Raw genomic sequence first — 13,487 nt, 5'->3', positions numbered from 1 at the left:
GTACTCGTTTGCGCTGCCTATTGCGACCCATAGTAAACTCCTTACTATTGAATACGCACAGCCTAAGGCTGTGCGTATTCTATGACCTCTCGATAATTGTACTAGAATGTAGCCTATTCTGGACAAATACCCTTGTTTTGTTGCGCTTCTGCAATATTTAAGGTGAATTTGCCAAGATCGATTAGGTTGTCGGCACCTTCAGGCACATTGAAGGAAACTCGGTTTTGGAGTTGGGTTGCTTCAGGTGCCTTTAAGCGATTAGCCAATTGTGGAATGTAGGGCAAAACGCCTGGCCGAAGATCGTTGTTATAGCCGTTCGGGTTCATCGATTCACCACTACCCATTGGGAATTCACTCCAACTGGTAAGTGAGCGTGATGCAGAAAAGCTATAGTTGCCTGGCTCTGGCACCGTAAAGGTTACTTCACCATTGGGTGCGGTGGTCAGATTGGTTGCGCCAGCAACTGGATTCCCTGCAGCATCGTAGACCTGAACTTTGGCCCCTGAACCCACCACGATTGCATCACGTTGATAACACAATTCACCTAAATCATCAACGATCGCGTCCAAGGCTTGATCAAGCGACGTTGGCGTTGAAGCATAGAAGGCTCCACCAGGTGAGGCAACTTGGTCAATCCGCAAGTCGCTTGCATCATACAAGCCTTGGTTGCCCATCAAGATCGCATAGATATTAATGGGCCGCAATGGCGATTGGCGATTTTTAGCTGTATTTGCAACCTCAACCAAGGAAACAATTGGCGCTTTGGCATAGCCGCTGCCGTTACCTTGACCATCCCATGGGCAGGTTGCTTGGACTTCTGGGTTATCGGTAATTGGATAACTTGAGCCACCAGCAGTCAACACGTTGCCAGCAGTAGGATCGTTTGGTGCCTTACAATACTTATAGCCACCAGAGCGAGTATGCTTAAGGGTTTGAGTATTTTGAGAGTTAACTTGCGGGCCTTCATACATCACGTTGGTCAAACCGTCGGTAAGCATCACGACAACCAATTTAACTGGATTGCCGTTTTTATCAGTTCGCGGTGGACCATCATTATCAAAGTAGCGAACAGCTTCGCGCAAACCACGACCGCCAGAGGTACTGCCAGCCATGTTCTCGCGGGTAATCCAACTCACTAAGGCATTAAGTTGGTTTGTTTGCTTACCAGTCCGAACTTCAATCGTATCGGTTGAAGCTCTAGATGGAAAACCAAACGACGGCGAGGCTGCATCTGCATTGCCGCTAAAGCGAATCGCTGCAATTCGGTTGTCTCCCGCCTGGGTGTAAGCAACTTTACCAGTTACCGGGTTTGTCATGGGCTGACCAGCTGGACCTTTATTCCAAGCAGTAATCATAGCAAAGCCGAAATCGGAGATGAAATTCTTCATCTTATACCAACGAGCATTTGCGTTGGTGCTACAGGTGCCAGTGCCAGTTGGGCTATCCCAGCACGATTTCATCGAACCTGAAATGTCGACCACGAGCGATATATCGTAGTTCATTTGTTGAGTGCTTGGCATATACCAGACCAACTTTTGATCCAAGCCCAGCTTGACACTTGGTGGTGGCACTGGTGGCGGAACGTCAACACATGGACACATTGAATTCGAGCTAATATATTTGAAGTTGATTGCATTACCAGATACGCTGGTTAGTTGAATTTCCACAAAGCCCGCTGAGCGGAACGAGGTGTACTTTTCGCTGCCAGCAGCCCCAGAGTAGGCCAACTTATCAAAGGTTGGCACCAACACCCGTTTGCCAACAAGTTTGCTAAAGTAGCCACTCTTAAGGTTATCAGGAGTTAAGACACTATCTGAAACCTTCGTCCAGTCTTGGCTATTCAAGACACCGTTGTTGCTGGTGTTGCTATAGCCCGGTGGAGGGCTGGTTTCGCCATAGCCCAAGATATAATCGCCAGTGCCGCTCAACGACTCTTGAAGCTTGCCGTTTGGCGTGCTACCTGAGCGCCATTCAGCCCAAACAGCTGCTCTAACTTCATTGGTTGAAGTAACTTTGGTCTTCGTCCAAGTAGCAGTAAGATCCCTACCATAGACTGCGCCATTAAAGACTTGGGTAGCAATCGCAACTGGGAAGATATTGGTGGCACATTGGCACAGGGTTGCCCGACCATCGGCGCTCACTTCGAGGGTATCAACGCCCATGACTTGAGCGAAAATTGTGTTGCGTGCTGAACGAACCTCAACCCGCACCCCAGTGAACTCAGATGAGACCAAACCACCGCTGCCAATTGGGTATTCGACCCGTGAACCGCGTTGGGTATAGAAGGCCCGATAGTAATTTTTGGTCGGGTCTAGGTTGCCCCAATCGCCCTTGATATAGACTGCATCGGTAATCCCGTTGGCAGCCAATGCACGTTCAATCGCTGCTTGAACGCCATTATCGCTTCCATCGACCAAGCCGTTCATAGCTTCGAGACCAGAAATCGAAGCAGCATTTGAGGCTGCTTGTTGTTGGCGTTGGCGGCTAAATGCCTCGCCTGTGTCAATGGCTAATGCAGCAAAACCAATCAAGACGAAGAACAAAATAGCAGAGAATACTAATGATTGTCCTGCGACTGGTTGGGCTACATGTCGCAATTTGCGACTTAAGTTCATAGCCAATCCTCCGTGAATAAAGTTGATACCACTCTATCGTGATAATAATTAACTAGGGAATGGTAAGTTGTTGGACTGCCTTTAGTTCAATGCCATCGCTGGTGATCAAATCGGCAAATGGGAATAAAGGCTTATAGATATAGCGCACCGTAACCCGAATATCGCAATATTGGCGAGCTAAGGTTTGGGGAGTCATGCAATCAAGCGGGCTTTCGCCAGTGGCTGAGCCTTTGACAAACGTGATCGGCATCATCGTTTGTTGCATCGTAAGCCCATCTGGGTTTTTATCGTTATTAAGGTCAAAGAGATCGACAAAGCGTAACCCAGCGCCACTTCCGCTTGAAACATCGGTTGGAGCGCCACTTTCATAGCGCAAACGGTTGCGAATTTCTTGATAGTTGAAATTCCCTGCACTATCAAGTGGAAAGAGCGAGCCATAGGAAACTGCTTCATGGGCTGCACCCTTAAGGCCTTGATAAGCAAAGAAGGCTAAGCCAAAGTCAATAATCCCAGCCAGGAAGACAAATAAGACGGTGACAGTTAGTGCAAACTCAACCAAGGCTTGGCCTGCTTGTTTGCGCTTGTATTTAAGCTTATGCATGGTCAATTACCCTCGCTGATCTAATTATTGACATGCCGATAATGGATCGATATTCGAGAAATCGTAGCGCATGATTGTGCGCCGTGAGGTCGCGTCGATTCGGCGATTATTAAGCAGCAAACTACCAACGGGAGTCAAAGGCACATACACATAATTGACTTGAACTTGAATAATATTGCCTGCCCGCCGATAATCATTCGGTAGGGTTCTGTCAATTCTAGGCACAATATCGTTATATTGGTTAAAGTAAGCAATATCAACCATTGACTGATTAAGCCCAATTGTGGTGCGCATGGCAGCGGCCCGAATCAGCGAAACGCATGGATCAGGCTGGTTGTTTGGGCCGTTATTGACTTGCTGATACTCAGCTTTGGAAAGCGCCAAGAGTGGCGGCCCCGATGACGCTTGTTCGCCACCACGGCGCGCAGCATAGTTGGCTTGCGACCAGGAATAGACAAAATAGCCTAGTTCAATTGTTGCGAATAAGAACGTCATAATAATGGGAAAAACCAAGGCAAACTCAACAAGGGCTTGCCCCCGCGACTTTCGTTTCATACGTACCTCCCGTGTTGGTTATGCGCATACATTCCACGTTTGGGTCTCAGGTCAGTATACACAGGTCAATACCGATTCGCCTATAGTGCGATAGTACCAATTTTTGTTTAAGAATTCGCTTGCGCTATTATTGATCAATCTGCCAGACTGTGCCACTCCATTGAATCCCAAGGCTGCGAGCATCGTTCGGCGGGCTGGGGTATTCTGCTGCATAATCGTTGGGACTCCAAGTGCGACTGAGGCTAAGTTGCAATAGCCAATCGTGCTCTGGCAGTGCTGGCAGCTCCCAAGTGAGCGTGATTGGCTCACTACTGCTCAGGCTTTGGCAGCCCAACGCTTGGCTAATCGGCTGCTTAATCAAATAGCTTGCGCTTAAACAAAGCTCAACTGGTTGGTTTACGAGTGATGGTGGTACTAACCCTAATCCTACACTAAAGCTGAGATTTGAGCTAGTCTTGATTGCGGGCATAATCCAACGTGCAGTCCCCTCAGTCCAAGTAAAGCGTTGGCCGGTTCTGGGGTTGGTTTCAACCGGATTAATCCCGCTATGCTGCCAGCGATAATCATCAATCGCAATTGTTTGCTGACCAGTAAGGGGCTGAGCATCAGGCACAAGCCGATAGATCCGATAGGTAAAGCGAATATCGCCAGCAGTAAACGGCTTTTGCAATTGCAATTGTTGCCATTCTTTTAATGGTAAATCAAACAGCTCAACGGTTTCATAACGAAAGCCTGGCAAATTGAGCATGCCACCACGCGAGCCAAGCATCAAATAAACCGGGCGGCCTTGGGCTTGCCAATTGCGCACTTGCTGGGCCAACAAATCGCGGTAGGGTGTGGGATCATCGCTGTAGGCCACCAAATAATCACGATCAAAGAGATAGTGCATGGGCGTGGCAATATTGGTTGAGGAATCGCGATCGCCGCCACGCATGAGCACAATTGCATTGGGCTCGGTTTTGCTAGCCAGCTCAGTGAGGGCCGCCAAGGCCCCTTTATATTCAATATGGGCAATCGTGCGCCAACCAGTTGCAATAAAAAATAGGAGCATTGCCGCCGCTGCCAGCCCACTCGCGCCGCGCCAAAGCTTATTTGAGCGCACCAAGCCTTTGGCCAAAAGCCATGCCATGCCCAAGCTGAGCATCGGCACCGCCCCAGGCAAAAAGCGCCGCGCAATATAGATATAAGCTTGTTCGGCAGTGCCATACGAATCATTAACGCTAAACGCACCATACAAAATGCCAAGCAGCAAAATCAGCCACGAGCGTCGATTCATGTCGCGCCAAATCCAGAGCGCCAAGCCAGCAATGCCCAAGCCAATGCCCAAGGGCGAAAAATACCAGCCTAAGCGCACCATATTGCCATAGGCAATCGCCGTTTGACGGGGCTTAACATCAGGAATCGGCAAAATGCCACCAATATAGCTATTCCATGTGCTGGCATGCTCAATTGGGTGCAACAGTGCAGCGCTTGAAAGATGCTGTGGCCGGATAAAATAGGCATAGCCTGCCAGCAGCACGAGGCCAATTGCCAGCGCACCCAATAACCAGTGTTGCCAGCGTTGGGCTTGGGCTTCAACCCAGTTTAGCAAGCGCGGAAAACGCCACAAGGCCCAAAGCGCCAGCAAGCCTAACCCAACGATCACTAACTCAAGCGCTAAACGGCTGTTGCTCTCTAAAATCCAGGCTTTGGCGTTGTTGCCACGTCTATCTTGCATAATTGGCGGATAAAAAGGGTGGGCCAAGCGCGAGATAATCGCAAAATCTTGAAACTTGCCCCAGGTATTGTTCATAAAATAGAGCCAGCCAATGGTGCTGATGTGAATTGCAGCGTGCACCAGCATCGTGCCCAAGCCCAAGGCCATGGCAGTTTCGCCCCGTCCCCAGCGCCGCCGAATCAAGGCCGCACCCAAATACAAGACGACTGGAAAAACCCCAAAATAGAATTCGAGCCGCATCAAGGCCAATTGGCCAAGTGCAATCCCACACAGGGCTGCATACCAGATGCCACGGCGGCTGCGGCGCTGGCTTGGCTCGATGTTGCTATACGCTGCCCACATTGCCAAGCCACTCCAAACCGTCCATTGGGCCCCTGCTTCGGCAGTTGAATAGCGGCTAAACCAAATTTGCAAGCTGTTGAGGCTGATGAGGGCCAGCGCTAAAACCCCCATCCAAGCACTGGCCTTGCCCTGCACAACCCGCCGCCCGACCATGGCCACGCTCCACGCGCCCAACCAACCCAAATAGCCTGTTGCCAACAAACCGCCATACAAGCCAAATAAGCTCGTCCAAATGGCGATCCAGGTTGGGTAAAGGTGAAAATTATTAGGGTACGATTTGCCAGCAGCCGCCGATTCCTCGGTCATAAAAAAGCTGGGCTGATGAAAGCGCGTACTTAAAAATCGCGCTGGATCTTGTTTGCCAAGCAGGTTGGTATACGCTTGTTTGGCTGGCTCAGAGAGATCGCGATTGCTATAGTTCATTGTTCGCACAATCTCGGCAACCAAGGCTTCGTCTTGCACAATGCTGCCAGTGCGCTCTATGGCAAAACCAGTAACTGTGTAAATGCCTGCATCGCGGCCACCCAAAACGGTTTCAAAAGGTCGGGCGACGATTGCGGCAAAAATTGCTAGCACAATAATAAAAACCCACCGCTCCCAGCGTGGGCGAGCTTTGCTTAGTTCTAGTGGAGCAAGGCCAAATTTGTGGCCAAACCACCAGCCAAGCCCACAAAACACGGCTGTGCCAAGCACCAAATGCAATAAGCTATACCAACCAAGGCTTGCCAGAACCAAACCCCACCAGCCAGTCCAGAGCGCACTAACCAGCATGCGCTCAAATTGGCGATCAAGCCAATCGCTCGGGCGATGGCCAAAGCGCGCCCAAACGAAGCCAGGCAGATAAAGCAAAACTGGAGCTAACAGCAAACCAAGAATCAACTGCATAGTGCTTCCTTCACAACCGAATTAAGCCACATGGCCAAGTAACCAGCAGCGATTATACTTGATTCTGCTCCTTGGATGCAGCAAAAGCCCAGTAATCTATTTAAATTACTGGGCTTATGTCAATTATGGTCGCACTGTTGGCGGTGGCGGCGGTGGTCTGGTTGGCTCCGATTGAACGGTTGGCGGTACTCGTGTTGGTTCTGGTTTAGCTGTTGGCGGTGGGGCAGCCGTTGGCTGCTCAACTGGCTTCGGGCAGCCATTGCGCGATGGATCACCAGGCTCATTTGGGCAGGCATCGCGATCATCGGGAATCGTATCGCCATCGCGATCAGTGATTGCTGGCGGTTGGGTTGGCTCAATTGGGGCTGGACAGCCATTGTTCGGCCCAGCCACATCGGGACAGCCATCACTCTCATCAAAGAAACCATCACCATCGCGATCGCTTGCAGCTGGCTGGTTGGTTGGTTGCACAACCGGATCGTTGGTTGGCTGCACAACGACTGGTGGGTTGGTTGGTTGAAGCGCTGGCGGATTCGTCGGCACAGGCCGGGCAGTTGCTGGCCGATTGGTTGGCTGTACCGCAGGCCGGACGGTTGCTGGCTCATTGGTTGGCTGTGCCGCAGCAGTGGTTGGCTGCGCAGGCTGCTCGGTCGTAGTTGCCAGATCTTCGGCAATGTTGGTTGGCTCGCTTGTAGCCACAGCCAAGGTAAGCGTTGGGCGATCTACGGCCTCGATTAAGGTTATTGTTGGCATGCCTTGGCTTGGTTGGGCTGCCACAACCGTGTGGGTAGCCTGACTAACCGTGACGATTGGCGTTTGCTCATCACGGCTCAGCCACCAACCACCGCCAGCCGCCACCAACAGTAATCCCAACAGCAATGGCAGAAAGCGTTTAGCACTCGCTTTTGGCTGGGCTTGCACGCTTGGCTCAGGCGCTGGTTGGGCTGGATAATTGCTTTTTGGCGTGCTAATTGGTGGTAACTGAGGCTGGCTACTTTCGCGAATTGACGCTTGTTTAGGTGGCCCAGTGATTGCCCGTGAGCGAATGGTGGTTGGCAAAATTTGGGTTTGGGCAGGGTTGATTGGCGCATAGGGTTGGGCCAAGACCTGGCGAAATTCCTCTGCAGAAGCAAAACGCTCATCAGCATCAATTTCCAACGAGCGCATAATGGCCTGATTGACATGCTCAGGAATCACGGGATTAAGCAATTTTGGCGCAATAATCGGGTCGGGCTTGCGTTTAGCCAGTGCCAAGGTTCGCGCCAAAGCATCGGCGGTTTTGCCATCGCCATCAGTTGGCGTGCGGCCAGTTAATAAATGATAGAGCGTTGCGCCTAACGAATATAAATCGCTGCGCGGATCGGTTCCTTCTTGATTGATTTGCTCAGGCGGCGCATAGGTCAAGGTATAGCCATGCACGCTATGCATCGCGCTGCGCATATTGGTAAAAATTTCAGCCTTCGCCAAGCCAAAATCCAACAATTTCAATTCGCCGCGAGTTGTAATTTTAATATTTGCTGGCTTAATATCACGGTGAATGATCGGCTGGCGATAGTAACTATGCAAATAGGTCAAAACACTCAGTAGTTGATCGGCCCAACCAAGCACTTGATCGACTGGCAACGGGCCGCCTTGGCGTTCAAGCAAGGTGCTTAAATCATCACCATCGATCAAATCCATCACCAAAAATTGGCCATCGCTGGTGCTAAAGTGCAAATAAACCTTGGGCAAGCTGGGGTGATGTAAATTGGCCAGTAGGCTTGCTTCGTGGCCAAAGGCCTTGATCGCATGGTCGCCTTCAAGGTGCAAATATTTAATCGCAACCAATTTGCGCAACTTAATATCGTAGGCGGCATAGACCGCGCCACCGCCGCCATGGCCAATCCGCTCACGAATTTCATAGGTTTCATTTAGGATCATGCCATTTGGAAACATAGCGTGCCTCGTCGTTTCATTGTTGTAGGCGCGTAGCATGGGGCTGGTTGAAGTTGCGAAACGCTACGCGCCCGATTATACCGTATTTTGCACGGTTGCTATGGGCCAAGTGTAGGAGGGACATTTGGCTTCGGTGTTGGCGGTGTTTCTCTGGTTGGTGGTACAGCAGTTGGCTGTGGAACCGCTGTTGGCTCTGGCCTTGGTGTATTGGTTGGCGGTGGATTGGTTGGTTGTTCTTTGGGCTTAGGGCAACCACGGCGTGACGGATCGCCTGGTTCGTTCGGGCAATCGTCGCGATCATCGGGAATGGTATCGCCGTCGCGGTCGGCAACTTCGACTGGCGCAGGACAACCATTATTTGGCCCAGCCACATCAGGGCAGGGATCGTTGGCATCAACCACGCCATCGCCATCACGGTCAGGTGGTGGCGGCGCAGGGCAGCCATTGTTTGGGCCATTGGTATCAGGGCAGGGATCGTTGGCATCGGCCACGCCATCGCCATCGCGATCGGATGGTGGCGGTGGTGGGTTAGTTGGCTGGGGAGCTGGGCGCTGGGTTGGTTGGGCAGCTGGGCGCGCGGTAGCTGGGCGAGCAGTTGGCTGAACAACCACTGCAATTGTTGGCTCCAGGGTGGCGGTTGCACTTGGCTCCAGCGTGGCGGTCGTGCTCGGCTCTAGCGTCGCGGTTGCTTGGCTCAAGGTTGTGGTTGGTTGGGCAGCACTGCCACTGCTGCTCGTCGGGATGGTTGCAACAGGATTTTGCTCTGCATTATAGACAATTGGTTGGTTATTTTGATTGGGGCTAGTGGTTGGGTTGCTGCTAGGATTGGCCTTAACCCACCACCAACCACCGCCACCCATGCCCAGCAACAGCACAGCGAGCAATGGAACAAAGCGTTTGATAGATTTGGGCGTTGGATTTGGCATGGGAGGAATTGGTGGTTCGAAATGATCGCTTGCTGGGCGCGAAATCTGTGGGGTTGAAATTGGCTGAACTGGTTGGCTGCGTTGGTCGGTTGATTTTGCAGTTTGGTTGCGTTGGCTGGTTGAGGATTGGCTTGATTTGCTAGCGCCAGACTGCGATTTGGGCCGTGCACTCAGCAAACCTGAAATACTTGAGCCAAACTTAGCAACCGCCGAAGGATTTAATGCTTGGCGAAATTCTGCTGCGGAGCTAAAACGATCAGCTTTGTTGATTGCAATCGCCTGCATAATGGCTGCATCAACATAGTCAGGAATCGCTGGATTCAGCTGTTTTGGCCGCAGCAGCGGGTCGGGCTTCGACTGAATAACCATTGCATAGCGATTGGTCGCATCAATCGGCTTCTTGTTGGCATCGATTGGCACGCTACCAGTGAGCAAATGATAGAGCGTTACGCCAAAGGCATACAGGTCGCTGCGCTGATCGGTGCGCTCATCATCTTTGGGCACCAATTGCTCTAAGGGTGCATAGGTCGAAGTATAGCCCCGAACACTCATATACACATTATTGATTTGGGTTGATAAATTACTTTTTGCCAAGCCAAAATCAATCAATTTCAATTGGCCAGTTGTGCTCAATTTAATATTTGCTGGCTTGATGTCGCGGTGAATAACTGGCTCTTTCGGGGTAGTATGTAGATACTCAAGCAATTTGAGCAGCTCATCGGCCCAGCCTAAAACTGTGGCTAAGGCCAAAGGGCCAGCTTGATCGCGCAGATATTGATCAAGGTCAATACCTTCGATGTATTCCATGACTAAAAAATGGCCTGGGCCTTCCTCGAACTGATTATAGACTTGTGGCAAATTGGGGTGTTTAAGGCTGGCTAATAAACGGGCTTCTTTTTGAAAATGTTTGATTGCATCATTGCTTGGGAGAATTAAATGTTTGACCGCAACTCGACGAGCCAAGTTTTGGTCGAAGGCTTCGTAGACGTTGCCGCCGCCACCACCGCCAATCTTTTTAATAATTTCGTATTGGTGGTTGAGCACAACACCTGATTGAAGAACACTCATCGTTGCCCTCTCACGAACAAAAATAGCCTGATGCGCTAGTGTACCATATTTAGTTAGATCCATTTAACGGTATTTGCTTGTTGGGCAGTGCTTTTTAATAATTAACCGATGGTTGACAGCTTGGCTGCTTTTGAGTATACTCACAGAGCTTGATGAGCGGGAATGGCGCAATTGGCAGCGCATCTGTTTCCCAAACAGAAGGTTGCGGGTTCGAACCCCGTTTCCCGCTCCATTCACAAACATCCCATTCCAATGGGGTGTTTTTTTGTTTAGCACAGAGAACATAGAGCAAGTCAGAAGTCAGAAATCAAAAGTCAAAAAATTAGTAATATTTTAAGACAGAGGCGCAGAGAAGTGTTGGCTATAGGCTATTGGCTTTCGGTCAGCAGAAATCTAATCCTAAACATCTGTGCAATCTGTGGCTAAAAACTTAACCTTCGTGGCCTTCGCGCTCTTCGCGGTTTCGTTCTTCGTGCTCTTCGTGCGCTTCGTGGATCATAAAGACTTTGCAAAATAGCAATATGCAGTATAATGCCCAAGCGTGGCACATGGCCAAGCATTGGATAAGGAGCAATCACAGCTACCCAATTTAAGCGCAACGGTCTGAATCAAGCTACGCTGCGATTCAGAAAACGAGGTAGAGGTTCCTCGCCGCAGGGCGAGTGCTAACCTAGCAACTCCAAGTTGGTGCGTGAGGCTGGCGGCTCGAATAGCCTTCCCGCTGCTGCCCACGGAAACAGGCTTGGCTCGGTTGATGGGGAAAAGCGAATAATCAGCGGATGCCTCTTGGGTACACCACAGCCCAAAAGGGTGTTGCAAAACTTGTTGGCAACAGCAAGCACAATCAGCACCTTGTGGCCAGTTACATAGCAGCATGCCCCACCCCCGTTCATTGACGACACGGGTTGGTGCGGTGTGGTGCTATGTTGTGTTTTAGCTTACTTTTAATTGTTGGAGCATAGATTTTATGTGTGGTATTGTTGGATACGTTGGCCCACGCGAAGCAACCGATGTGATTGTACGGGGCTTGGAGTTGTTGGAATATCGCGGCTACGATTCGGCAGGCATCGCCATTTTAGAGGATGCCGAATTTCAAATGCGCCGCTCGGTAGGTAAATTGATCAACTTGCGCCGCCGTTTGAATACAGAGCCAACCGCAGGCCATCAGGGCATTGGCCACACCCGCTGGGCAACTCACGGTGCAGTAACCGAAGCCAACGCCCACCCGCATCGCGATAATAGTGGCCGCGTGGTTGTGATTCAAAATGGGATTGTTGAGAATTATCTCGAACTCAAAAACCGTTTGATTGAGCAGGGCATTCGCTTTCATTCGCAAACCGATACCGAAGTCATTGCCCAAATGCTTGGCTTATATACCGCCGAATATGGCGATTTTCAACGTGCTTTTGGCCAAGTGATGAGTGAATTACGCGGCGGCAATGCGGTGGTTGCAATGGATCAACAGCAGCCTGATTTGATTTTGGCGGCGCGGATTGGTAATGCTGGCGCAGTGGTTATTGGCCATGGCGATGCTGAAAATTTTGTCGCCTCAGATTTACCAGCGATTGTTGATTACACCCAACAAATGGTTTTCTTGGAAGATGGCGAGATGGCATTAGTTCGCTCGACTGGCGTGGAATACATCAAACTTGATGGCACACCAATCAGCAAAACCACCACCACCGTTGCCTGGGACCCAGTTTCAGCAGCCAAAGGTGGCTACAAGCACTTTATGCATAAGGAGATTTTCGAGCAACCACGCACCACAACCGACACCTTGCGCGGGCGAGTCGACCTCGAAACTGGGCGCATCGATCTTGACGGCTTGACCTTGAGCGATGCAGAAATGCAAAAGCTTGATTGCATCTATGCCGTAGCCTGTGGCACTGCTTGGCATGCCTGTTTGATCAACAAATATTTTATCGAAACCTTGGCTCGGGTGCGAGTTGAAGTCGATTATGGCTCCGAATTTCGTTATCGCAACCCAGTGATGAACGAACGCACCTTGTTGTTGGCCTTGACCCAATCGGGCGAAACCGTCGATACCTTGGCTGCAATGGCCGAAGCACGTGAACAAGGCGTAAAAAGCGTCGCAATTTTGAATGCAATTGGCTCGCAAGCAGGACGCTTAGCTGATGGTGGCGCAATCTACATTCACTCAGGGCCGGAAATTTCGGTGGCCTCGACCAAAGTCTTTACCGGAATGTTAATGGCGGGCTATCTGTTTGCCTTGCGTTTGGCCCAAGCCCGTGGCACGCTGACCAGCGCCGAAATTCGCGAACACATCCAAGCGCTGATCGAAATTCCAGCCAAAATCGACACTATGCTCAAAGACACAGCTCAGTATGATCAACTGGCCGATTTGTATCATCATTCAACCGATATGCTCTACCTTGGGCGTTGGGTGAATGCCCCGATTGCACTCGAAGGTGCGCTGAAGATGAAGGAAATTAGCTATATTCATGCCGAAGGCTATCCAGCTGGCGAGATGAAGCATGGCCCGATTGCCTTGATCGACGAGCGTATGCCAGTAATTTGTATTGCAACCAAAGATCATGTCTACGAAAAGATGCTCTCGAATGTGGAGCAAGTGCTGGCACGTGGGGGCAAAGTGATTGCCTTGGTCAATCCAAACGATGAACTGGTGCGCTCAAAAGCCCATCATGTGATCGAAGTGCCCGAAACCACGCCCTTGCTGGCCGCAGTCTTGAACGTGATTCCAATGCAACTCTTCTCGTATGCAATGGCCGTGCGCCGTGGCGCAGACGTGGATCAACCACGCAACCTCGCCAAATCGGTAACCGTTGAATAGGGGTTAAGGTCTAGCGGAATATAGCAGGCTA

At 50.7% G+C, this 13,487-nt stretch carries 7 protein-coding genes and 1 tRNA gene; 2 read left to right on the top strand and 6 right to left on the bottom strand.

Annotated elements, in window-relative coordinates; genetic code table 11:
* Positions 1-113: 113 nt before the first annotated feature.
* From SE18_RS17450 to SE18_RS17425, 6 genes are all read right to left on the bottom strand, one after another.
* Positions 114-2,615 (bottom strand): TadE/TadG family protein, encoded by a 2,502-nt coding sequence (locus tag SE18_RS17450; protein WP_054535740.1) that lies wholly within the window; start codon positions 2,613-2,615, stop codon positions 114-116.
* Positions 2,616-2,667: 52 nt separating this feature from the next.
* Complete coding sequence (locus SE18_RS17445) at positions 2,668-3,216, bottom strand: TadE family protein (RefSeq protein ID WP_054535739.1); 549 nt, start codon at positions 3,214-3,216, stop codon at positions 2,668-2,670.
* 24 nt (positions 3,217-3,240) lie between these two features.
* Positions 3,241-3,771, bottom strand: a complete 531-nt coding sequence (locus SE18_RS17440) for a TadE/TadG family type IV pilus assembly protein (RefSeq protein ID WP_054535738.1) — start codon at positions 3,769-3,771, stop codon at positions 3,241-3,243.
* Between the two features lie 127 nt (positions 3,772-3,898).
* Positions 3,899-6,715, bottom strand: a complete 2,817-nt coding sequence (locus tag SE18_RS17435) for a hypothetical protein (protein ID WP_054535737.1) — start codon at positions 6,713-6,715, stop codon at positions 3,899-3,901.
* A 123-nt stretch (positions 6,716-6,838) separates the two neighbouring features.
* Complete coding sequence (locus SE18_RS28170) at positions 6,839-8,650, bottom strand: serine/threonine protein kinase (protein ID WP_054535736.1); 1,812 nt, start codon at positions 8,648-8,650, stop codon at positions 6,839-6,841.
* Positions 8,651-8,748: 98 nt separating this feature from the next.
* Positions 8,749-10,644 (bottom strand): serine/threonine protein kinase, encoded by a 1,896-nt coding sequence (locus SE18_RS17425; RefSeq protein ID WP_054535735.1) that lies wholly within the window; start codon positions 10,642-10,644, stop codon positions 8,749-8,751.
* Between the two features lie 156 nt (positions 10,645-10,800).
* On the opposite strand from SE18_RS17425, the gene SE18_RS17420 reads away from it, so the two are divergent.
* Together SE18_RS17420 and glmS are read left to right on the top strand one after the other, a co-directional pair.
* Positions 10,801-10,876, top strand: a tRNA-Gly gene (locus tag SE18_RS17420).
* Between the two features lie 735 nt (positions 10,877-11,611).
* Positions 11,612-13,456 (top strand): glutamine--fructose-6-phosphate transaminase (isomerizing), encoded by a 1,845-nt coding sequence (glmS, locus tag SE18_RS17415; protein WP_054535734.1) that lies wholly within the window; start codon positions 11,612-11,614, stop codon positions 13,454-13,456.
* Positions 13,457-13,487: the final 31 nt, after the last annotated feature.

This window comes from Herpetosiphon geysericola, from assembly GCF_001306135.1.
Taxonomy (GTDB): Bacteria; Chloroflexota; Chloroflexia; order Chloroflexales; family Herpetosiphonaceae; genus Herpetosiphon; species Herpetosiphon geysericola.
Note: the sequence above shows the minus strand (reverse complement) of the source record. Positions and strands in the feature narration are given on the sequence as shown.